This is a genomic window from Phenylobacterium sp. (genome assembly GCF_031984885.1).
Taxonomy (GTDB): Bacteria; Pseudomonadota; Alphaproteobacteria; order Caulobacterales; family Caulobacteraceae; genus Phenylobacterium.
Genome location: NZ_DAMABV010000006.1, coordinates 92,411 through 113,078, shown reverse-complemented (window position 1 = coordinate 113,078; position 20,668 = coordinate 92,411). Strand labels below are relative to the sequence as shown.

Here is a 20,668-nt window from a genome sequence, read left to right as displayed (position 1 = left end):
TCATTGCCTAGAGGCCGCTGGAGTCGCCGCATGTTTTCCCTGGAGATCGAAACCCTGGCGCGACTGCTGATCGACGAGGCGCGCGAGCGCTCGCTGCGGATCGTGACGGCGGAAAGCTGCACCGGGGGGCTGGTGGCGGGCGCGATCTGCTCGATCCCCGGCGCCTCGGACGTCTTCGAACGCGGCTTCGTGGTCTATACGAACAGAGCCAAGCAGGAGCTTCTGGGCGTGCCCGGCGACCTCATCGCCGATCTAGGCGCCGTTTCGGAGCCCGTTGCGCGGATGATGGCCGAGGGCGCGCTGGAAGCCTCGAACGCCCATGTCGCGGTCGCCATCACCGGCGTCGCCGGGCCGGGCGGGGGAACCGCGATGAAGCCCGTCGGCACGGTGCACATCGCCACGGCCCGCTCGAACCAGGCGCTGATGCATCGCGCCGAGTTGTTCGACGGCGTCACGCGCGCGGAAATCCAGGAACAGGCGGTGCAGGCCGCCCTGCAGGCCCTGCGCGACCGGATGACCTAGGCCGGGTAGAGCGTCTTCGCCCGCCCCTCGAAGCACGAGATCAGCTTGTCGACGGCGTGGTGGAAGTTCGCCGCGAGCATCCCCGACAGCAGCCGCGACTTGAATTCGAAGTCGATGTCGAACTCGATCTTCGCGCCGCCCGGCGTCTCGACGAACCGCCAGCGGTTGACCAGGTGCTTGAACGGCCCCGACAGCAGTTGCACGTCGATCTGCCGCTCCTGGGCGTCGCGCCGCACGCGGGTCGCGAACTTCTCCTTCAGGAACGAGAAGCCCACCGCCACCTGGGCGTCCACCAGGGTGACGCCCTCCCCTTCCGCGCGGGCGTTCCAGGTCCGCATGGACTGAATCCACGGCACGAAGTCGGGATAGGCGTCGACGTCGCCGACCAGCTTGAACAGTTGGTCGGGGCTGTAGGGCAGCACCTTTTCGATGTGGTAGCGCGGCAAGCGGTTAGGCCGCCGCGTCCTTGGCGAGCCGCGCCGCCTTGAGCCGTGCGAAATCCTCGCCGGCATGGTGCGACGAGCGGGTCAGCGGGCTGGCCGAGACCATCAGGAAGCCCTTGGCGCGGGCGATTTCCTCGTAGGCCTTGAACTCCTCGGGCGTGACGAATCGGTCGATGGCGGCATGCTTGCGGGTCGGCTGCAGGTACTGGCCGATGGTCAGGAAGTCGACGCCGGCCGAGCGCATGTCGTCCATCACCTGCATGACCTCCTCCTTGGCCTCGCCGAGCCCGACCATCAGGCCGGACTTGGTGAACTGGTTGGGGTCGCGTTCCTTCACCCGCTCGAGCAGGCGCAGCGAGTGGTAGTAGCGCGCGCCGGGGCGGATCGAGAGATAGAGCCGCGGCACGGTTTCCAGGTTGTGATTGAAGACGTCCGGCTTGGAATCGATCACGATCTCGGCCGCCGCCGCGGGCTTGCGCAGGAAGTCCGGCGTCAGAATTTCGATGGTCGTGCCCGGCGCGGTCGCCCGGATGGCGTGGACCACCGCGGCGAAGTGGGCGCTGCCGCCGTCTGCCAGGTCGTCGCGGTCCACCGAGGTGATGACCACGTGCTTGAGGCCCATCTTCAGGACCGCATCGGCCACCCGCGCCGGTTCGGTCGGGTCGAGCGCCAGCGGCTTGCCGGTGCTGACGTTGCAGAAGGCGCAGGCCCGCGTGCAGATCTCGCCCATGATCATCATGGTCGCGTGGCTCTGGGTCCAGCACTCGCCGATGTTCGGGCAGGCGGCCTCTTCGCAGACCGTGGTGAGCCCATGCTCCTTCACGATCGAGCGCGTCGCATTGTAGCCGGGCGAGCCCGGAGCCCGCACGCGCAGCCACTCGGGTTTGCGCAGAACGGGCGTATCGGGACGCGACTGCTTTTCGGGATGCCGGGGCCGCTGCCCCCCGATGGTGTCGATGACGGTCGCCATAAGGCCTAGATCGGCTTTCTCTCCCTCAGGATCAAGGCGTGATTGAGCGGCCCGGCGACGCATGGTCAAACTCGGCCATGGTTCGCGCCTGCCTGCTCGCCGCTCTGGTTCTCTCGCTCGCGGCCTGCGGGCGCGACGGCGGGCGCGAACCCTTCGCCGAGAGCCGCACCCCGGCCGCCCTGGCGCCGCGCTTCTACCCGCCCGAAGGCTGGGCCTGGGGCTATATCGGCGTCGGCGATAAACCCGTGCAGCGCTATGGCGTGGCCAGCACGCGGCGAGTCCCCACGGCGATCGTCGTCATCGTGCCGGGCTATGGCGAGACCGCCGAGATGTGGTTCGAGACCGCCTCCGACCTGATCGACCGCGGCGCCACGGTCTGGATCCTCGACCGCGCCGGTCAGGGCGGCTCGGGGCGCTACGTGCTGCCGCGCGACCTGGGCTTCACGCCGACCTTCGATCCGGACGCCGCCGCCTTGCGCGAACTGGTCAGGGTCGTGATCCGGCCCTCCCCCGACGCGCCGCTGGTCGTGCTCAGCCATGACGACGGCGTGGTCGTCGCGCTGGGCGCGGTTCGCTCGGGCCTCAAGGTCGACGGCGTCGTCGCCAGCTCGCCCCGCCTGGCCGAGCCGCCGGCGAGGCGCCTGCTGGGCCCGGTCCGCCGGGCCGACACGCCGCCGGCGGGCTGGAAGCCGTGGAGCCGCGAGACCGCCGACGACCTTGGCGCGCGCCGCACTCACGACGCCTGGCGCGGCCAGGTCGGACAGGCCTGGATGACCGCGAACCCCGATCTGCGGCTGGCCGGCCCCAGCCTCGGCTGGACCAAGGCGTTCGAGGCGGCCAGCCGGCTGCTGGAGACGGGCGCGCCGCAGGTTCGAACGCCGGTGCTGATGATCAACCCCACAGGGCGGGCGGCGGGCCTGTGTCCGCGGCTGCCGACCTGCCAGGCGACCGCGCTGCCGGGCGCCGGCAGCGCGTTGCACCTGGAAGCCGACCCATGGCGCGCGCCATGGCTGGCGACGCTAGAGAGGTTCGTCGCCGAACGGGCCGCCGGGCGCGCGCCCGCGGCGATTTCGGCTGTCGAGGCAAGACCTTAGGGCGTCCGCCGCACTTGACGCGGCAGCCGAAGCTCACGACCTGTTACATATCTTTTCAAGCTCAGGCGTCGGCTATAGGCTCGCGCCCAATAATAATCGGCGAGACGTTCGGGGAGGTTTTCGCCTTTGTCGCGTTCTTTTGATCCGCGTTCGTGCGAGCGCTCACTGTTCGATGCGCTTGTCGACGCCCGCGCCACCTATGGCGCCAAGAAGCCGATCCTGGAGGACCAGGAGCGCAAGCCTCTCAGCTATACCGACCTGATCCGCGCGGCCTTCGCGCTGGGCCGCAAGATCTCGGCCATGACCGTTCAGGGCGAGCGGGTCGGCGTCATGCTGCCGGCCAGCGCCGGCGCCGTGGTGACCTTCTTCGCGCTGCACGCGTTCGGCCGCACGCCGGCCATGCTGAATTTCACCGCCGGCATCCGGAACCTGAAGGCCGCCTGCGAACTGGCCGGGGTGAAGCGCGTGCTGACCTCGCACCGCTTCATCGAGCAGGGCAAGCTGCACGACCTGATCGACGCGCTCGAGCCGCTGGCGGCGATCACCTACCTGGAGGACGTGCGCGAGCAGGTCGGCCTGGCCGACAAGCTGTTCGCCGCCGCCGCGGCGACCTTCCCCAAGCGCTTCAGGACCGAGACCAAGCCGTCCGACCCGGGGGTGATCCTGTTCACCTCGGGCAGCTTCGGCGCGCCGCGCGGGGTCGTGCTCAGCCAGTCGAACCTGATCGCCAATGTCGAGCAGGTCGCCGCCCACATCCCGCTCGATCCGTCGTGGGTGATGTTCAATCCGCTGCCGACGTTCCATTGTTTCGGCCTCACCGGCGGCGTGCTGCTGCCGCTGATGAAGGGCATGAAGGCGTTCGAGTATCCCTCGCCGCTGCACGTCAAGCAGATCCCACCGCTGATCAAGGACACCGGCGCCTCGATCCTGTTTGCGACCGACACCTTCCTCAACCAGTACGCCCGCGCCGCCGAGCGCGACGAGCTCTCCGGCCTCCAGTTCATCGTCTGCGGCGCCGAGAAGGTGCGCGACGAGACCCACAACCTGATCCGCGACCGCTTCGGCGACGTGCCCGTGCTGGAGGGTTACGGCGCGACCGAGGCCTCGCCGGTGATCGCGGTCAACAAGCCGACCGACAATCGCCGCGGCACGGTCGGGGGCCTGCTGCCCGGCATCGAGGCGCGGCTGGAAAAGGTCGAGGGCATTCCGGGCGGCGGGCGGCTGTTCGTGCGCGGCCCCAACATCATGGCCGGCTACCTCACCGAAACCGGCCTCGAACCGCCGCCGGGCGGCTGGCACGACACCGGCGACGTCGTCGACATCACCGACGACGACTGGATCAAGATCCTTGGCCGGGTGAAGCGGTTCGCCAAGGTGGGCGGCGAGATGGTCTCCCTGACCGCCGCCGAGGACATCGCCACCGCGGTCTGGCCCGACAGCCGCCATGCGGTGATCGCCATGCCCGATCCGAAGAAGGGCGAACGGCTGGTGCTGGTCACCGACCGGCGCGACGCCGACTCCGCCCCGCTGGTCGCTCACGCCCAGGCGATCGGCGCGCCCGAACTGGCCGTGCCGCGCAAGATCATCCGGGTCACCGAGATTCCCGTCCTTGGCACCGGCAAGACCGACTACGTGGCGATCACGCGGATGGCCGAGGCCGACGGGCGCCGCGCCGCCTGAGCCTTCGCCCACCCGCCACTAGGCCGAGCCGGGCCATAGCATACGGCCGTCGCCTTGAACCCGCCTCCTCCGATCGTCATCCCCGGCCGCGTAGGCGTGCCGGGGATCCATATGCGCCCGAGGGTTTTCGGCGAGGCTCGGCGTCTATGGATGGCCGGGACCTGCCGGCCCGGCCATGACGAAGCATAGAGGATCTTTCGCCGTCAGATGTGCAGGACGCGCCCATAGGCGTCGAGCGCGGCCTCGTGCATGGCCTCGCTCATGGTCGGGTGCGGGAACACCGTGGCGAACACCTCGGCCTCGGTGGCTTCCAGCGTGATCGCCAGGGTGAAGCCCTGGATCATCTCGGTCACCTCGGCGCCGATCATGTGCGCGCCGATCAGGGCGCCGGTCTTGGCGTCGAAGACCGTCTTCACGAAGCCGTCGGTCTCGCCCGAGGCGATCGCCTTGCCGTTCACCTTGAACGGGAAGCGGCCGACCTTGGCCTCGATCCCCTGCTCCTTGGCCTGGGCCTCGGTCAGGCCGACCGACGCGATCTGCGGGTTCGAATAGGTGCAGCCGGGGATCGGCGAGTTCAGGTTCGTCGGCTTCAGACCGGCGATGTGCTCGATGCAGTGCACGCCCTCGTGGCTGGCCTTGTGCGCCAGCCAGGGCGGCCCCGCCACGTCGCCGATGGCGTAGAGGCCAGGCACGCCGGTCCCGCCATGGGCGTCGGTGACCACGTGGGTCTTCTCGATCTTCACGCCCAGCGCTTCGAGGCCCAGGTCCTCGACATTGCCGACGATGCCGATGGCCACGATGGCGACGTCGGCCTGCAGGGTCTCGGCCTTGCCGCCGGCCTCCAGGTCGATCGAGACGCCGGTCTTCGACTTGGAGAGCTTCTTGACGCTGGCGTCGACGCGGAACTTCAGGCCGCGCTTTTCGAACGCCTTGTGGGCGGCCTTGGAGACTTCCTCGTCCTCGACCGGAAGGATGCGCGGCAGCGCCTCGATCACGGTCACGTCCGAACCCAGGGCTCGATAGAAGCTGGCGAACTCGATGCCGATGGCGCCCGAGCCGATGACGATCAGCGACTTGGGGGCGGCCTTCGGGACCATAGCCTCGCGATAGGTCCAGACCCGCTCGCCGTCCGGCTCCATGCCGACGGCCGGCACGGTGCGCGCCCGCGCGCCGGTGGCGAGGATCACGTGCTTGGCCTGAAGGGTCCGCGAACCGCCGGCCTTCAGCGCCACCACCACCTTGGGGGCGCCCTGCCCCTTCTCGAGCTTGGCGACGCCCTCGATGACCTCGATCTTGTGCTTCTTCATCAGGAAGCCGACGCCCGAATTGAGCTGGGCGGCGACCTTGCGCGAACGCTCGATGACCTTGGCGAAGTCGAAGCTCGCCTTCTCGACCGTCAGGCCGTAGTCGGCCAGGTGGCCGAGGTTCTCGTAGGCTTCACCCGACTTGAGCAGGGCCTTGGTCGGGATGCAGCCCCAGTTCAGGCACACCCCGCCCAGCGCTTCGCGCTCGACGATGGCGGTCTTGAAGCCGAGCTGGCTGGCGCGGATGGCCGTGACATAGCCGCCCGGGCCCGAGCCGATGACGATGACGTCGAAATCCATGTGCTCTGCCTCAGACGATCATCGTGATGGGATCTTCGATCAGGGCCTTGAAGGCCTGCAGCCAACGCGCGCCGATGGCGCCGTCGACCACGCGATGATCGCAGGTCAGCGTGACGGTCATGAGGGTGGCGATCGCCAACTGGCCGTTCCTGACCACCGGCCGCTGCTCGCCCGCGCCGACTGACAGGATCGCGCCCTGCGGCTCGTTGATGATCGAGTTGAACGACTTGATCCCCATCATGCCCAGGTTGGAGATCGAGAAGGTGCCGCCCTGGAATTCCTCGGGCTTCAGCTTTCGAGTCCGCGCCCGTTCGGCCAGGTCCTTGGCCTCGGCGGCGATCTGGGCCAGGCCCTTGGTCTCGGCCTTGCGGATGATCGGCGTGATCAATCCACCATCGATGGCCACGGCCATGGCGATATCGGCGTTGTGGTGCATGGCGATGCCTTCAGGCGAATAGGAAGCGTTGGCCTCCGGCACCTGCTTCAGCGCCACGGCGGCGGCCTTGATCACCAGGTCGTTGACGCTGACCTTCACGCCCTGCTTCTCCAGCATGGCGTTGATCTTGGCGCGGCTGGCCAGCAGCCCGTCGATCTCCAGGTCGATGGTCAGCGGGAAGTGCGGCACGTCGCGGAAGCTGTCGGTCATCCGGCGGGCGACGGTCTTCTTCATGCCGTCCAGCGGAATGAGGTCGTAGCTCCCGTCCGGAATGCCCATCTGGGCCAGGGTCTGCGCCTGACGCGGGGCGCCCGCCGCGGCGGGCGTCGCTGCGCCCGCAGCCGGCCTGGCGGCCTGGGGCGTCGCGCCTTCGACGTCGCGCTTGATGATCCGGCCATGCGGGCCGGACCCCTGCACCTGGGCGAGGTCCAGGCCCTTCTGCTCGGCGATCCGCCGGGCCAGCGGCGAGGCGAAGATCCGTTCGCCCGACGCTCGCGCCGGCGCGGCGGGGGCGGGCTTCGGAGCCGACGCCGGCTCGGCCTTGGGCGTCTCTGTCTTCTGGGTTTCGGCCTTGGGCGTTTCGGCCTTCGCCTCAGCCTTGGGCGGCGGCGCGGAGGCGCCGTCCTCGCCGGACAGCCGGGCGATCGGGGTGTTCACCTTCACGCCCTCCGAGCCCTCAGGCACCAGGATGTCCTCGACGACGCCCTCGTCGACGGCTTCGACCTCCATGGTCGCCTTGTCGGTCTCGATCTCGGCGATGACGTCGCCGGACGCGACCTTGTCGCCCTTCTTCACGTGCCACTTGGCGAGCGTGCCCTCCTCCATGGTCGGGGAGAGCGCGGGCATCAGAACATCAATGGACATGGGCGGGTCTCAGACGCTGAGCGGGACGGGCGGCGATGGTTCCGGCGGTCATTTGTAGGTGACCGCCTTGACCGCCTTCACGATGTCCTCGACCGAGGGCAGCGACAGGGCTTCCAGATTGGCCGCGTAGGGCAGCGGCACATCCTTCTGGTGCACGCGGGTCGGCGGCGCATCCAGATAGTCGAAGGCGTGCTCCAGGACCCGCGCCACCACCTCGGCGCCGACGCCCATCGGGCCCCAGCCTTCTTCCGTGGTGACCAGGCGGTTGGTCTTCCTCACGCTCTCGACGATGGTCTCATGGTCCAGCGGACGCAGGGTGCGCAGGTCGATGACCTCGGCCTCGATGCCTTCCGCGGCCAGTTCCTCGGCGGCCTTCAGGGCCAGGCCGACCATCCGCGAATGGGCGGTGATGGTGACGTCCTTGCCCTCGCGGCGGACCTTGGCCTTGCCGATCGGCACGACCCAGTCGATGTCCTGCGGAACGTCGAACTCCTGGCCGTACATCATCTCGTGCTCGAGGAAGACGACCGGGTTCGGGTCGCGGATCGCAGCCTTGAGCAGGCCCTTGGCGTCGGCGGCGTCGTAAGGCGCCACGACCTTCAGCCCGGGCACCTGGGCGTACCAGGCCGAGTAGTCCTGGCTGTGCTGGGCGCCGACGCGGGCGGCTGCGCCGTTCGGACCGCGGAACACGACCGAGCATTTGATCTGGCCGCCGGACATGTAGAGCGTCTTGGCGGCGGAGTTGATGATGTGGTCGATCGCCTGCATGGCGAAGTTCCAGGTCATGAACTCGACGATCGGCTTGAGGCCCGCCATCGCCGCGCCGACGCCCAGGCCGGCGAAGCCGTGCTCGGTGATCGGGGTGTCGATGACGCGCTTGTCGCCGAACTCCTGCAGCAGGTCGCGCGAGACCTTGTAGGCGCCCTGGTACTGGGCGACTTCCTCGCCCATCAGGAAGACCTTGTCGTCCTTGCGCATCTCCTCGGCCATGGCGTCGCGCAGGGCGTCGCGGATGGTCGTCCTGACCAGCTTGGCGTCGGCGGGAAGTTCGGGGTCGCGCAGTTCGACCTTGGGGGTCACCGGCGCCGTGGCCTCGCCCTCGGGCTGCGGCTGAGCGGCTTCGGGAGCGGCCTTTTCGGGCTCGCCGGAGGACTGGGCCGGAGCCGGAGCGGCGGGCGCCCCGTCGCCGGACAGGCGGGCGATCGGCGTATTGACCTTCACCGCCTCGGTCCCTTCGGGAACCAGGATCTCCTCGATCGTCCCCTCGTCGACGGCCTCGACCTCCATGGTCGCCTTGTCGGTCTCGATCTCGGCGATGACGTCGCCCGAACGGACGGCGTCGCCCTTCTTTACGTGCCACTTGGCGAGCGTGCCTTCCTCCATGGTCGGGGAAAGCGCAGGCATAAGGACGTCGGTCACTCGGCGGCCTCCAGATAGACGTCCGTGTAGAGCTCCGAGGCTTCGGGCTCGGGCGAAGTGCGGGCGAACTCGGCGGCGTCGGCGACGATCGCCTTGACTTCGGCGTCGATGGCCTTGAGCGCGGCCTCGTCGGCCCAGCCCTTGCTGGCCAGCAGTTCCTGGGCGTGGTCGATCGGGTCGCGGGTCTTGCGGACCTCGTCGACCTCGTCGCGCGTGCGGTACTTGGCCGGATCGCTCATCGAGTGGCCGCGATAGCGGTAGGTCTTCATCTCGAGGATGTAGGGCCCATTGCCCGAGCGCGCATGGTCGGCGGCCTTCCGGGCGGCGGCCTTGACCGCCAGAACGTCCATGCCGTCGACCTCCTCGCCCGGAATGCGGAACGAGGCGCCGCGCTTGTAGAGGTGGGTTTCCGACGAGGACCGCTCGATCGAGGTGCCCATGGCGTACTGGTTGTTCTCGATCACGTAGACGACCGGCAGGTTCCAGAGCTGGGCCATGTTGAAGCTCTCATAGACCTGGCCCTGGTTGGCGGCGCCGTCGCCGAAGTAGGTGAAGGAGACCTTCTTGTTGTCGCGATAGTGGTTGGCGAGGGCCAGGCCCGTGCCGAGCGCCACCTGGGCGCCGACGATGCCGTGGCCGCCGTAGAAGTCGGCTTCGGTCGAGAACATGTGCATCGACCCGCCCTTGCCCTTGGACGAGCCGCCGGCGCGGCCGGTCAGTTCGGCCATCACCTCGCGGGGGTCCATGCCGCAGGCCAGCATGTGGCCGTGGTCGCGGTAGCCGGTGATCACCTGGTCGCCAGGCTCCTTGATCGCCTGCACGCCGACGGCAATGGCTTCCTGGCCGATGTAGAGGTGGCAGAAACCGCCGATCAGGCCCATGCCGTACAGTTGCCCGGCCCGCTCCTCGAAGCGCCGGATCAGCAACATGTCGCGGTAGTACTTGAGAAGCTCGTCCTTGGTCACAGGGCTTCCGGCGACGCCATCCGCGCTGGCGTCACTATTCTTCCGCTTAGCTGCGGAGCCTGTTTGCCCACGCGCCATCTGTCTCTCCCGCAGGAATGATTTCGCACGGTTAAATTCCGCGCTTTTCGGGTCGTTAATGAACGAACGAATCCGCCCTAGGGCTTCACGCGGACCACATAGTCGTTCGGGTGGCCGAAACCTAGCAGGGAACGGGCACGTTCTTCCAGTAGGTCAGCAGACAGGCTCGAATCGCGCAGAAGCCTGGCGCGGGCCTCGAGGTCCTGCCTCTGGGCGCGCAGCTCGGATAGTTCCTTGGACTTGGCGGCCAGCGCCGCATCCCTTTGCGTGGACGACAGAAGGCCACGCTCGCCCGCGAAGGCGTGGTACCCGAAATAGCAGATCAGGAGCAGGAGCGCCGCGGTCGGCAGATATGAGCGGAAGCGCGCGAACACGGTCGAATTCAAGACTCCTGATCAGCGACATCTCACGCAAACGTGCTTAATTTCCGGTTACAAACACCGGATGGGCGGGCCGGATGCGAAAAATCCTGCCCGCCGCCGATCGCGTGGTCCTAGAGGCGCTTGAGCGCCTTGGCGCCGAGATAGATCGCCTGGTCGCCCAGTTCTTCTTCGATGCGCAGGAGCTGGTTGTACTTGGCGGTGCGGTCCGAACGGGCCAGCGAGCCGGTCTTGATCTGACCGCAGTTCATGGCGACGGCCAGGTCGGCGATGGTCGAGTCCTCGGTCTCGCCCGAGCGGTGCGACATCACCGAGGTGTAGGCCGCGCGGTGCGCCATATCGACGGCGTCCATGGTCTCCGACAGCGTGCCGATCTGGTTGACCTTGACCAGGATCGAGTTGGCCAGGCCCTTCTCGATTCCCATGGCCAGGCGGGCCGGATTGGTCACGAACAGGTCGTCGCCGACCAGTTGCACCTTGCCGCCCAGGGTCTCGGTCAGCAGCTTCCAGCCCTCCAGATCGTCCTCGGCGGCGCCGTCCTCGATGCTGACGATCGGGAAGTCTTTGACCAGGCCTTCCAGGTACTTGACCATGCCGGCCGGATCGAGGGTCTTGCCCTCGCCTTCCAGCACGTACTTGCCGCCCTTGAAGAACTCCGTCGAGGCGACGTCGAGGCCCAACTGGAAGTCCTCGCCCGCCTTGTAGCCGGCCGCCTCGCCCGCCTTGACGATGAAGGCCAGGGCCTCTTCGGCCGAGCCGATGTTGGGGGCGAAGCCGCCCTCGTCGCCGACATTGGTGTTGTGGCCGGCGTCCTTCAGGGCCTTCTTCAGGCCATGGAAGATCTCGGCGCCCATGCGCAGGCCTTCGGCGAAGGTCGGGGCGCCGGTGGGCAGGATCATGAATTCCTGGATGTCGATCGGGTTGTCGGCGTGGGCGCCGCCGTTGATGATGTTCATCATCGGGACCGGCAGGACGCGGGCCGAAACGCCGCCGACATACTTGTAGAGCGGCAGGCCGGCGCTGATCGCCGCGGCCTTGGCGGCCGCCAGGCTGACGCCGAGGATGGCGTTGGCGCCCAGGCGGGCCTTGTTGGGCGTGCCGTCCAGCTCGATCAGGCGCTGGTCCAGCCGGCGCTGGTCCTCGGCGTCGAAGCCCGACAGCGCGTCATAGATCTCGCCGTTGACGGCTTCCACCGCCTGCAGGACGCCCTTGCCGCCATAGCGGCTCTTGTCCCCGTCCCGCTTCTCCACGGCCTCGTGCGCGCCCGTGGAGGCGCCCGACGGCACCGCCGCGCGACCCAGGGAGCCGTCTTCCAGGACGACATCGACCTCGACCGTCGGATTGCCCCGGCTATCCAGGATTTCACGGGCTGTGATGTCGATGATTTCGGTCATGGGAGCTCCAGGTCTTGGGCGGGAAAGGCGCGGACCGTTTAGCCACCTTCGCCCGTGTGGGCAAATCGCCAGCCGGCCGGTCCCATGCAAAAGCCCCCGCCCGGCATCCCGGACGGGGGCTTTCGAAAACTCGCCGGCGCGCGAGGGCCGGAACGTCGGAGGCTTAGTCGGCCTTCGGCGTGATGACCTGGCGGCCCTTGTACATGCCGGTCTTCAGGTCGACGTGGTGCGGGCGCTTCAGTTCGCCGGTTTCCTTGTCTTCGACATAGGAGTTGGCGCCCAGCGCGTGGTGCGAGCGTCGCATGTTGCGCCGCGAGGGGGATACTTTTCGCTTCGGAACGGCCATCGGAAAATCTCGCAGGCGTAGAAAATGGAGAAGGCGGCCGAACGAGCGGCCGCCGACGTGAGCGCGGGTGTATGCCGGAAAACGTCCGCGGTTTCAACCACCCTTGTGAATCCCGTGTGAAACCCTTGCCTGCAAGGCTTTCGGCGCGATCTGCGCCCAGGCCATGCGCATCAGGCCGGCCAGATCGGCCTCTTCGATTCGCTCGAACCACACGAAGGTCGAGCCGTTCCTGCCCCAATAGCCCGGAACCGGCTCGATCACGCCTGGCCGTCCCGCGCTGAGATTGCGCTGGTCCTCCGGATCGAGCTTGAGCATCGCCCGCGGCCGGTCCTGGTGGATCGTGCAGAAGATCTTCTTGCCGACGCGGAACGACGGCATGCCGTGATGATCGGCCTCGTAGGCCTCCGGCTGGGCCAGGGCGATGCGGCGGACGTCGTCGCGGGTGAGCATGAGGAGAGTAGAACTCACCAGCCAGCCTTCAAGATCCTCCCCCCTTGGGGGAGGTGGATCGGTGCGTAGCGCCGAGGCGGCTGACAGCTCCCCCAGAGGGGCAGCATGGCGGCGCCCTAGACCAGCCGGCTGCGCTCCTTGGCGGCGCCGATGAAGCCGGTGAACAGCGGGTGGGGATCGAACGGCCGGCTCTTCAGTTCCGGGTGGAACTGGACGCCGACGAACCACGGGTGGTCGTTGCGCTCGCAGATCTCCGGCAGCACGCCGTCGGGCGAGAGGCCCGAGAACGACAGGCCGGTGTTCTCGATGGCGTCGCGATAGGCGATGTTGACCTCGTAGCGGTGCCGGTGGCGCTCGCTGATGGTCGAGCCGCCATAGATGCCCTCGACCTTGGAGCCGGGCGTCAGGACCGCCTCATAGGCGCCCAGGCGCATGGTGCCGCCCAGGTCGTCGCCTTCCTTGCGCATCTCACGCTCGTTGCCGCGCACCCACTCGGTCATCAGGCCGACGATCGGCTCGGACGTCGGGCCGAACTCGGTCGACGAGGCCTGCTTGATGCCGGCCAGGTTCCGGGCCGCCTCGATCATGGCCATCTGCATGCCGAAGCAGATGCCGAAGTAAGGGATCTCGTGCTCGCGGGCGAACCGCACGGCGCGGATCATGCCTTCCGAGCCGCGCTCGCCGAAGGCGCCGGGCACCAGCACCCCATGAACGCCGGTCAGGCGCTCGGAGATGAGCCCCTCCTCGCGCTCGAAGGCCTCGCCCTCGATCCAGTCGAACTTGACCCGGACATTGTTGGCGACGCCGCCGTGCACCAGGGCTTCGACCAGCGACTTATAGGCGTCGGTCAGGCCGGTGTACTTGCCGACGATGGCGATGTTCACCTCGCCGTCGGGGTTGGTCAGGGTGTTGGAGATCGACTGCCAGCGCGACAGATCCGGCGCCGGCGCGGTGTCCAGCAGGCCGAACACCGACAGCACTTCGCGATCCAGGCCCTGGGCGTGGTAGTCGAGCGGCACGTGGTAGATGTTCGGCGAGTCCATCGCCTGGATCACCGCGCTCTCGCGCACATTGCAGAACTGGCCGATCTTGCGGCGCTCTCCGGCCGGGATCGGCTGCTCGCAACGGCAAAGCAGGATGTCGGGCTGGATGCCGATCGAGCGCAGCTCCTTGACGGAGTGCTGGGTCGGCTTGGTCTTCATCTCGCCGGCCGTCTTGATGTACGGCAGCAGGGTCAGGTGGATGTAGCAGGCATGGCCGCGGGGCAGTTCCTGGCCAAGCTGGCGGATCGCCTCGAAGAACGGCAGGCCCTCGATGTCGCCGACCGTGCCGCCGATCTCGACCAGCACGAAATCGACGCCCTCGCCCGGATCGGACAGGACGAAGTTGCGGATCTCGTCGGTGACGTGCGGAATCACCTGGACCGTCGCGCCGAGATAGTCGCCGCGGCGCTCCTTCTCGATGATGGTCTTGTAGATCTGGCCGGTGGTGATGTTGTCCGCCTTGGTGGCGTTCACACCGGTGAAGCGCTCATAGTGCCCCAGGTCGAGGTCGGTCTCGGCGCCGTCGTCGGTCACGAAGACCTCACCGTGCTGATAGGGACTCATGGTCCCCGGATCGACGTTCAGATAGGGGTCGAGCTTGCGCAGGCGGACCTTGTAGCCGCGAGCCTGCAGGAGCGCGCCAAGGGCGGCGGACGCGAGACCTTTTCCCAAGGAGGAGACCACGCCGCCGGTGATGAAGATGTACCGGGCCATGGGCGTTCAGAGTACCAGTGATTCGCTGCGGGCGCCCTGCGGCGATTCGCCAAAGGCTGTGGATTGAAAGCGCGGTTCTGCGGAAACCCGCGCGCGCAAACGCCGAGAGAGCCGCCGGAGCGGCTTTTCTTGAGATCTCACGATGACTCTGAGGCTTAAGGGTTGGACGGCGCCGCCGGGGCCTGGGCGGGCCCTTCGAACGGGCTGCGGACCTGCGGCGTCGGCGCGGTCAGCGGCGCGGGAGCGTCGCTGGGGACGGCCGGAGCCGTCGGCTGCGGGACCGACGGTTGGTTCAGGGTGCTCGGATCGATGCCCTGGACCTTGATGCGGTCGACGACCGAGGACGAGCCGCGCTCCTGGCCGGCCAGGATGGTCAGCGTCAGGCTGAGCAGGAAGAAGATCGAGCCCAGGATCCAGGTCGTGCGGGTCAGCAGGTCGCCCGCGCCGCGTGCGGTCATGAAGCCGGTGTTGCCGCCGCCCATGCCGAGGGCGCCGCCTTCGGAGCGTTGCAGCAGGACCACCGCGATCAGGGCGACGCAGACGATGACGTGAACAGTGAGCAGAATGCCGAGCAGCATGACGTATCCAATGCCTCCGGCCGGTCACCCGTGCCGAAATGAAGCGCGCGCTCTACCACTTGGATGCGCGTAAGGCCATAGCTAGGGCGTCGCATCGCGCGGGCAAGCCCATGATTCTCGAAACCGAACGTCTCAGTCTGCGGCCGCTGGCGGTGGCGGACGCCGAACTGCTGTTTCCGATCCTGAGCGACCCGGAGGTGATGGCCCACTGGGACATCCCCGAGGTCGACGATCCCGACCTGGTGCGCGCCATCGTCGAGGGCCAGGTGGCGGAGGCGCAGGCCGGCAAGGCCGCGCACTGGACGATCCGCACGCTGGGCGACGAGTTCCTGGGCGCCTGCGACCTCTCCGACATCGACCGCTGGCACAAGCGGGCCGAGATCGGCTTCCTGCTGGGGCGCGGCGCCTGGGGCCAGGGCTATGCGCTGGAGGCCATGCGCTCGGTCGTGAGCCATGCCGCGACCATGGGCCTGCGACGGCTGTCGGCGCGCACCCATCTGGGCAACCTGCGGTCCGACACGCTGCTTGAGAAGCTGGGCTTCCAGGAGGAAGGCCTGCTGCGCGGCCACATCCTGCGCGATGGGGAGCATCGCGACTGCCGGCTGTTCGGCCTGCTGCTCTAGAATGCGTGCGCCCGCTGCATAACTAAAACCCATGACCCATCCGATACGCACCACCGGCTTCGATCACATCGTCCTGCGCGTCGTCGACAAGGAGAGGATGGTCGCCTTTTATCGCGACGTGCTCGGCTGCCCTGTCGAATGGGATCGGCCCGAGCTTGGCCTCACCCACATTCGCGCCGGCGCCTCGCTGATCGACCTGGTGACGGTGGACGGCAAGCTCGGCCAGATGGGCGGGGCCGCGCCGGGCCCGGAGGGGCGTAACCTCGACCACTTCGCCCTGGCCGTCAGGCCCTTCGATGCGGCGGCGATCCTGGCGCACCTGGCCGCGCACGGGGTCGAGATCGGCGAACAGGCGCCGCGCTTCGGCGCGGACGGCGAAGGGCCCTCGATCTACATCAAGGACCCCGAGGGCAATACGGTCGAGCTGAAGGGCCCGCCCGGCTAATCCCGATCAGAGGGCGTTGATGATGCCCAGGAAGTCCTGCGCCTTCAGCGAGGCGCCGCCGACCAGCGCGCCGCCGACCTCGGCCGCGTTCAGGATCTCGGCCGCGTTCGACGGCTTCACCGAGCCGCCATAGAGAATCGCCGCGCTCTTGCCGTGTTCGCCGAACAGTTCGACCAGGGTCGCACGGATGGCGACGTGGATTTCCTCGATCTGCGGCGTGGTGGGGGTCAGACCCGTGCCGATCGCCCAGACCGGCTCATAGGCCACCGAGAACGCCTTGCCCGCCAGTTCGGCCGGCAGCGATCCCCTCACTTGCCCGGTGACGACGCTCAGGGCGTCGCCCGCCTCGCGCTCGGCCAGGGTTTCGCCGACGCAGACGATCGGCTCCAGCCCCGCGCGCAGCGCCGCGCCCACCTTGCCTGCGACCACGGCGTCGGTCTCACCATAGCCGGCGCGGCGCTCGGAGTGGCCCAGGATCACCAGGCCGGCGCCAGCGTCGGCCAGCATTTCAGCCGCCACGTCGCCGGTGAAGGCGCCGGACGCCTCGGCCCGGCAGTCCTGGCCGCCGACCAGCACGGCGCTGCCCTTCAGCGCCTCGGCGGCCCGCGCGATCAGCGTCGCGGGGGGGCAAATCGCCACGCGCGCCTTGGCCGACCCGACGCCCGAAGCGACCGCCTGGGCTTCCGCAAGCGACGCCGCGACCCCGTTCATCTTCCAGTTGCCGGCGATCAAAGGGGTCGGAGAAGTCATGTCTTGCCTCGCATTTCGTGGGTCGCAGCGCCGTTAAGCTATGCAGCTTGTTCTGTCACGTGCTTGCGGGGGGGAAGCGGCCTCCACTATACCCGCCGTTCCACAATCGCGCCGAAGGGGCTCAGGTAGGGTCAAATGCTGTCCGCCACCCGACAATTCGCCAAATCCTGGGTCGCCGCCGTGCTGATCGGCCTGCTGGTCGTCAGCTTCGCGATCTTCGGCGTCAACGATGCCTTCAAGGGCAATTTCACCAACGATGTGGTGAAAGCCGGCTCCCGCCACGTGTCCGGACAGGACTTCCGCCGGGAGTTCGACAATTTCCGCAAGGGCGCCGAGGAGCAGACCAAGCGCCCGATCAGCATCGAGGAGGCCGCCCAGGCCGGCCTCGACGTGCGGCTGATGGACGAAATCGCCACCCGCGAGTCGTTCGGCGAGATGCTCCGCAAGATCGGCGTCCATCCCTCGGACCAACTGATGGAGTCGGAACTCCGCAAGATCCCGGCCTTCTTCAACCCGGTGTCCGGCGCCTTCGACAAGACCCTCTACCAGCAGCGGCTGGGCGAGAACGGCCTTAACCCGGCCCGCTTCGAGACGCTGCTGCGCGACCAGATCGCCGAGAGCCACACCGCCGCGGCGATGGTGAACGGCCTGCGGGTGCCGCGGGCCTATGGCGCGCTGAGCGCCATCTACGAGCTCGAAGCTCGCGACGTCGGCTACTTCATGATCGATCCGCGCAGCGTGACCCAGCCGGCCCAGCCGACCGACGCGCAGCTTGAGGCGTTCATGAAGGAGAACGCCGACCGGATGACCCTGCCGGAGTTCCGCGTCCTGACGGTCGTGGCCTTCACCCCGGCCCAGGTCAGCGGCGATCTTCCGATCGACCCGGCCGAGGTCCAGAAGCGCTTCGAGTTCCGCAAGGACACGCTGTCGCGGCCCGAAACCCGCACCCTGGTCCAGATTCCGGCCAAGGACGCCGCCGCGGCCCAGGCGATCGCCGACCGCCTGGCCAAGGGCGAGGATCCGGCCGCGGTCGCCAAGTCGACCGGCGTCGAAGCCATCAACTATGCCGACCGGCCGCAGAGCGCGGTCGCCGACAAGCGCGTCGGCGCCGGCGCCTTCGCGCTGAAGGAAGGCCAGATCTCGACCATCCAGGGCGACCTGGGCATGGCTGTGGTCAAGGTCGTGAAGATCACCCCCGGCCAGGCGGTGACCCTCGACCAGGTTCGGCCGCAGATCGAAGCCGAGCTGCGCAAGGATGCGGCGGCCGAGAAGGTCTACGCCCTCAGCCAGGCCTATGAGGACGCCCGCGCCGACGGCGCCAACCTGATCGAGGCGGCCAAGAAGGCCGGCGTGCCGACCTTCACCCTCGGCCCGGTGACCCAGCAGGGCCAGGGACAGCAAGGCCAGCCCGTGCCCGGCCTGACGCCGAAGATGCTGGAACTGGCCTACAGCCTCCCCGCCGGGGGCGAGAGCGAGGTCCAGGACGCCGGCGAAGGCAACTACTTCGCCGTCCGCGTCGAGCGGGTCATCCCCAAGGCCCTGCCGCCCCTGGCCGAGGTCAAGCCGCAGCTCTCGCGCTTCTGGATGATGCGCGAACTGGTCAAGCGCATGCAGACCCGCGCCGACGAGCTGGCCGCCCGCGTCAGGAAGGGCGAAAGCCTCGAGGCCGTCGCCGCCTCGGCCGGCGCCAAGGTCGTCCATGTCGCCAACCTGGACCGCCAGAACGCGGCGCAGAGCACGGCCCTGTCGCGGGACGCGCTGGGCAAGGCGTTCAGCGTCAAGCAGGGCGATGTGTTCACCGCCGAGGGCACGCAATTTGGCCTGATCGTCGGCAAGCTGGAAGCCGTTCGCCCGCCGAGCGGCCCGACCCTGGCGCGCATCACCGAGGACGTGCGCCCGCAGGTGACCATGGCGCTGTTCCGCGACCTGGGCGCGGCCGCCCGCAAGGCGGCCCGCACCGAGGTCAAGGCCCAGGTCTATCCGGACAAGGCGCGCGCGGCCCTGGGCCTGCCGCCGATCGAAAAGGCGAAGGCCGCTGAACCGGCGGCCAAGACGGAGAAGGCGAAGTGACGATCGATCCTGCGTTTGCGGACTTTGAGGCGAAATACGCTCAAGGCGCGCCGCAGGTCGTCTGGACCCGGCTGATCGACGATCTGGAGACGCCGGTCTCGGCCTATCTGAAGATCGCCCATGGGCGGCCCTACGCCTTCCTGTTCGAGTCGGTCGAGGGCGGCGCGCACCGCGGACGCTATTCGGTCATCGCCATGAAGCCCGACCTCGTCTGGAGGTGTCGCGGCGACAAGGCCGAGATCGCGGTCGGGCCCGACATCGCCGCCGGCCGCTTCCAGGCTCAGGCCGGCGGGGCGCTGGATTCGCTGCGCGACCTGGTCGCCCGCTCGCGGCTGGACCTGCCCGAAGGCCTGCCGCCGATGTCGGCCGGCGTGTTCGGGGCCATCGGCTACGACATGATCCGGCTGGTCGAGCGCCTGCCGAACGTCAATCCCGATCCGCTGGACCTGCCCGACGGGCTGATGATCCGCCCCTCGATGGTCGCGATCTTCGACGCCATCGCCCAGGAGATCGTGCTGGTGACGACGGTGCGTCCGTCGGAGATCACCGCCAAGGCCGCCTATGAGGACGCCAAGGCCCGCCTGGCCGAGGTCGCCGCCGACCTGAAGGGCGCGGCCCCGCCGCTCACCGGCGCGGCCAGCCCCGAGCCCGATCGCTTCACCACCCCGGTGAGCCGCGAGGACTATCACCGCATCGTCGCCAGGGCGAAGGACTACATCCTGGCCGGCGACATCTTCCAGGTGGTGCCCAGCCACAGGTTCCGCGCGCCCTTCACGCTCGATCCGTTCGCGCTCTACCGCTCGCTGCGGCGGATGAACCCCTCGCCGTTCCTGTTCTACCTGAACTTCGGCGACTTCCAGTTGGCCGGCTCGTCCCCCGAGATCCTGGTGCGGCTGCGCGACGGCAAGATCACCATCCGCCCGATCGCCGGCACCCGCCCGCGCGGCGCGACCCCGGAAGAGGACCGCGCGCTGGAGGCCGAGCTGATCGCCGATCCCAAGGAGCGGGCCGAGCACCTGATGCTGCTCGACCTGGGCCGCAACGACGTCGGCCGGGTGGCGATGCTGAAGAACCAGGGCGCCAACGAGCCCCAGCAGGTTTCACGCGGGCCGCGGGTGCGGGTCACCGACTCGTTCTTCGTCGAGCGCTACAGCCACGTCATGCACCTGGTCTCCAACGTCGAGGGCGACGCGCCCGAGGGGCTGGATCCCATCGACGTGCTGATGGCCGCCCTGCCCGCCGGCACGCTGTCGGGCGCGCCCAAGGTGCGGGCCATGGAGATCATCGACGAGCTGGAGATCGAAAAGCGCGGCATCGCCTATGCCGGCGCGGTCGGCTACTTCGGCGCCGACGGTTCGGTGGACACCTGCATCGTGCTGCGCACGGCCTGCTTCAAGGACGGCCAGATGTACGTCCAGGCCGGCGGCGGGGTGGTCGCCGACAGCGATCCCGACGCCGAGTACGACGAGACCCTGCACAAGGCCCGCGCCCTGCGCCGCGCCGCCGAGGAGTCCTGGCGCTTCGTCTAGGGCGCGCGTTCAACCACGTGGGTGGTCGTCACCGGCGGCGCGGTGATCATGGCCACGGCGAGCGCCAGCGCCGCCACGGCCGCGAAAGCCGCCGCCCCCAGGGCCGGCCAGGCCCGCTCGCGATAGACCGGCGTCCGCAGCAGGGTGCGCGCATAGGCCATCTGGCCAGGGTCGAGGGCGGAATCGGTCGGCGTCATGAACACAGCATCCCGCCAACGCGCGGCCCCGGCAATCGGGGGCTTGGCGTCGGGGCGGGCCAAGCCTAGAGAAC

Annotated in this window: 21 protein-coding genes; 7 read left to right on the top strand and 14 right to left on the bottom strand. The window is 68.4% G+C overall.

All coding sequences use genetic code 11. From position 1 onward, the window contains the following. The first annotated feature begins 30 nt into the window (after positions 1 to 30). Positions 31 to 522 (top strand): CinA family protein, encoded by a 492-nt coding sequence (locus RTL41_RS10895; RefSeq protein WP_312164240.1) that lies wholly within the window; start codon positions 31 to 33, stop codon positions 520 to 522. Here RTL41_RS10895 and RTL41_RS10890 read toward each other — a convergent pair. Then, entirely contained in the window at positions 519 to 968 is a 450-nt protein-coding gene (locus tag RTL41_RS10890; RefSeq protein ID WP_312164238.1) for an SRPBCC family protein, read from the bottom strand. The genes RTL41_RS10895 and RTL41_RS10890 overlap by 4 nt on opposite strands. A 4-nt stretch (positions 969 to 972) precedes the next feature. Continuing rightward, positions 973 to 1,935: a lipoyl synthase gene (gene lipA / locus RTL41_RS10885; protein WP_312164237.1), complete on the bottom strand. Its 963-nt coding sequence runs from the start codon at positions 1,933 to 1,935 to the stop codon at positions 973 to 975. 77 nt (positions 1,936 to 2,012) lie between these two features. Between lipA and RTL41_RS10880 the strand changes: the two genes are divergently transcribed. Both RTL41_RS10880 and RTL41_RS10875 read left to right on the top strand, forming a co-directional pair. Beyond that, the gene (locus RTL41_RS10880; protein WP_312164235.1) at positions 2,013 to 3,029 is read left to right on the top strand and encodes an alpha/beta hydrolase; all 1,017 of its coding nucleotides are present in this window, start codon (positions 2,013 to 2,015) and stop codon (positions 3,027 to 3,029) included. Positions 3,030 to 3,155: 126 nt separating this feature from the next. Continuing rightward, positions 3,156 to 4,709: an AMP-binding protein gene (locus RTL41_RS10875; RefSeq protein WP_312164233.1), complete on the top strand. Its 1,554-nt coding sequence runs from the start codon at positions 3,156 to 3,158 to the stop codon at positions 4,707 to 4,709. 203 nt (positions 4,710 to 4,912) lie between these two features. Here the strand turns inward: RTL41_RS10875 and lpdA are convergent, their stop codons facing one another. From lpdA to secG, 10 genes are all read right to left on the bottom strand, one after another. After that, positions 4,913 to 6,313, bottom strand: coding sequence for a dihydrolipoyl dehydrogenase (gene lpdA / locus RTL41_RS10870; protein ID WP_312164230.1), 1,401 nt, complete (start codon positions 6,311 to 6,313; stop codon positions 4,913 to 4,915). Positions 6,314 to 6,323: 10 nt separating this feature from the next. Beyond that, positions 6,324 to 7,613 carry a pyruvate dehydrogenase complex dihydrolipoamide acetyltransferase gene (locus RTL41_RS10865; protein ID WP_312164228.1) on the bottom strand — a complete coding sequence of 430 codons (1,290 nt, stop codon included), beginning with the start codon at positions 7,611 to 7,613 and terminating at the stop codon, positions 6,324 to 6,326. A gap of 48 nt (positions 7,614 to 7,661) precedes the next feature. Then, positions 7,662 to 9,032, bottom strand: a complete 1,371-nt coding sequence (locus tag RTL41_RS10860) for a pyruvate dehydrogenase complex E1 component subunit beta (RefSeq protein WP_312164225.1) — start codon at positions 9,030 to 9,032, stop codon at positions 7,662 to 7,664. Continuing rightward, the gene (gene pdhA, locus RTL41_RS10855) at positions 9,029 to 10,075 is read right to left on the bottom strand and encodes a pyruvate dehydrogenase (acetyl-transferring) E1 component subunit alpha (RefSeq protein ID WP_312164223.1); all 1,047 of its coding nucleotides are present in this window, start codon (positions 10,073 to 10,075) and stop codon (positions 9,029 to 9,031) included. The genes RTL41_RS10860 and pdhA overlap by 4 nt, the downstream gene beginning before the upstream one ends. A gap of 77 nt (positions 10,076 to 10,152) precedes the next feature. After that, positions 10,153 to 10,449 carry a septum formation initiator family protein gene (locus RTL41_RS10850; RefSeq protein WP_312164564.1) on the bottom strand — a complete coding sequence of 99 codons (297 nt, stop codon included), beginning with the start codon at positions 10,447 to 10,449 and terminating at the stop codon, positions 10,153 to 10,155. A gap of 119 nt (positions 10,450 to 10,568) precedes the next feature. Then, a complete protein-coding gene (gene eno / locus RTL41_RS10845) occupies positions 10,569 to 11,849 on the bottom strand; it encodes a phosphopyruvate hydratase (protein WP_312164221.1) in 1,281 nt (426 codons plus the stop codon). A gap of 163 nt (positions 11,850 to 12,012) precedes the next feature. After that, positions 12,013 to 12,195, bottom strand: a complete 183-nt coding sequence (gene rpmF / locus RTL41_RS10840) for a 50S ribosomal protein L32 (RefSeq protein WP_056018768.1) — start codon at positions 12,193 to 12,195, stop codon at positions 12,013 to 12,015. Between the two features lie 93 nt (positions 12,196 to 12,288). Then, complete coding sequence (locus RTL41_RS10835) at positions 12,289 to 12,663, bottom strand: MmcQ/YjbR family DNA-binding protein (RefSeq protein ID WP_312164217.1); 375 nt, start codon at positions 12,661 to 12,663, stop codon at positions 12,289 to 12,291. Positions 12,664 to 12,761: 98 nt separating this feature from the next. Further along, positions 12,762 to 14,402, bottom strand: coding sequence for a CTP synthase (locus RTL41_RS10830; RefSeq protein WP_312164215.1), 1,641 nt, complete (start codon positions 14,400 to 14,402; stop codon positions 12,762 to 12,764). A 155-nt stretch (positions 14,403 to 14,557) separates the two neighbouring features. Beyond that, complete coding sequence (secG, locus tag RTL41_RS10825) at positions 14,558 to 14,980, bottom strand: preprotein translocase subunit SecG (protein ID WP_312164213.1); 423 nt, start codon at positions 14,978 to 14,980, stop codon at positions 14,558 to 14,560. A 110-nt stretch (positions 14,981 to 15,090) separates the two neighbouring features. On the opposite strand from secG, the gene RTL41_RS10820 reads away from it, so the two are divergent. Together RTL41_RS10820 and RTL41_RS10815 are read left to right on the top strand one after the other, a co-directional pair. Beyond that, positions 15,091 to 15,603 (top strand): GNAT family N-acetyltransferase, encoded by a 513-nt coding sequence (locus RTL41_RS10820; protein WP_312164211.1) that lies wholly within the window; start codon positions 15,091 to 15,093, stop codon positions 15,601 to 15,603. 31 nt (positions 15,604 to 15,634) lie between these two features. After that, the gene (locus tag RTL41_RS10815) at positions 15,635 to 16,048 is read left to right on the top strand and encodes a VOC family protein (protein WP_312164210.1); all 414 of its coding nucleotides are present in this window, start codon (positions 15,635 to 15,637) and stop codon (positions 16,046 to 16,048) included. A gap of 6 nt (positions 16,049 to 16,054) precedes the next feature. Here the strand turns inward: RTL41_RS10815 and tpiA are convergent, their stop codons facing one another. Next, entirely contained in the window at positions 16,055 to 16,798 is a 744-nt protein-coding gene (tpiA, locus tag RTL41_RS10810) for a triose-phosphate isomerase (RefSeq protein ID WP_312164209.1), read from the bottom strand. A 135-nt stretch (positions 16,799 to 16,933) separates the two neighbouring features. Between tpiA and RTL41_RS10805 the strand changes: the two genes are divergently transcribed. Beyond that, on the top strand, positions 16,934 to 18,868 hold the full coding sequence (locus tag RTL41_RS10805; protein WP_312164207.1) for a peptidyl-prolyl cis-trans isomerase: 1,935 nt from the start codon (positions 16,934 to 16,936) through the stop codon (positions 18,866 to 18,868). Beyond that, positions 18,865 to 20,397, top strand: a complete 1,533-nt coding sequence (gene trpE / locus RTL41_RS10800; protein WP_312164205.1) for an anthranilate synthase component I — start codon at positions 18,865 to 18,867, stop codon at positions 20,395 to 20,397. Before RTL41_RS10805 ends, trpE begins: the two co-directional genes overlap by 4 nt. On the opposite strand, the gene RTL41_RS10795 is transcribed toward trpE, so the two are convergent. Then, positions 20,394 to 20,594 carry a hypothetical protein gene (locus RTL41_RS10795; protein WP_312164204.1) on the bottom strand — a complete coding sequence of 67 codons (201 nt, stop codon included), beginning with the start codon at positions 20,592 to 20,594 and terminating at the stop codon, positions 20,394 to 20,396. The genes trpE and RTL41_RS10795 overlap by 4 nt on opposite strands. Positions 20,595 to 20,668 lie beyond the last annotated feature (74 nt).

Bases quoted from the DNA above. Each gene is read 5' to 3' on its own strand.
- RTL41_RS10795 (WP_312164204.1), bottom strand. From the start codon at position 20,594: ATGACGCCGACCGATTCCGCCCTCGACCCTGGCCAGATGGCCTATGCG.
- eno (WP_312164221.1), bottom strand. From the start codon at position 11,849: ATGACCGAAATCATCGACATCACAGCCCGTGAAATCCTGGATAGCCGG.
- tpiA (WP_312164209.1), bottom strand. From the start codon at position 16,798: ATGACTTCTCCGACCCCTTTGATCGCCGGCAACTGGAAGATGAACGGG.
- pdhA (WP_312164223.1), bottom strand. From the start codon at position 10,075: ATGGCGCGTGGGCAAACAGGCTCCGCAGCTAAGCGGAAGAATAGTGAC.
- secG (WP_312164213.1), bottom strand. From the start codon at position 14,980: ATGCTGCTCGGCATTCTGCTCACTGTTCACGTCATCGTCTGCGTCGCC.
- rpmF (WP_056018768.1), bottom strand. From the start codon at position 12,195: ATGGCCGTTCCGAAGCGAAAAGTATCCCCCTCGCGGCGCAACATGCGA.
- RTL41_RS10820 (WP_312164211.1), top strand. From the start codon at position 15,091: ATGATTCTCGAAACCGAACGTCTCAGTCTGCGGCCGCTGGCGGTGGCG.
- RTL41_RS10880 (WP_312164235.1), top strand. From the start codon at position 2,013: ATGGTTCGCGCCTGCCTGCTCGCCGCTCTGGTTCTCTCGCTCGCGGCC.
- RTL41_RS10815 (WP_312164210.1), top strand. From the start codon at position 15,635: ATGACCCATCCGATACGCACCACCGGCTTCGATCACATCGTCCTGCGC.
- RTL41_RS10805 (WP_312164207.1), top strand. From the start codon at position 16,934: ATGCTGTCCGCCACCCGACAATTCGCCAAATCCTGGGTCGCCGCCGTG.
- RTL41_RS10830 (WP_312164215.1), bottom strand. From the start codon at position 14,402: ATGGCCCGGTACATCTTCATCACCGGCGGCGTGGTCTCCTCCTTGGGA.
- RTL41_RS10895 (WP_312164240.1), top strand. From the start codon at position 31: ATGTTTTCCCTGGAGATCGAAACCCTGGCGCGACTGCTGATCGACGAG.
- RTL41_RS10865 (WP_312164228.1), bottom strand. From the start codon at position 7,613: ATGTCCATTGATGTTCTGATGCCCGCGCTCTCCCCGACCATGGAGGAG.
- lipA (WP_312164237.1), bottom strand. From the start codon at position 1,935: ATGGCGACCGTCATCGACACCATCGGGGGGCAGCGGCCCCGGCATCCC.
- lpdA (WP_312164230.1), bottom strand. From the start codon at position 6,313: ATGGATTTCGACGTCATCGTCATCGGCTCGGGCCCGGGCGGCTATGTC.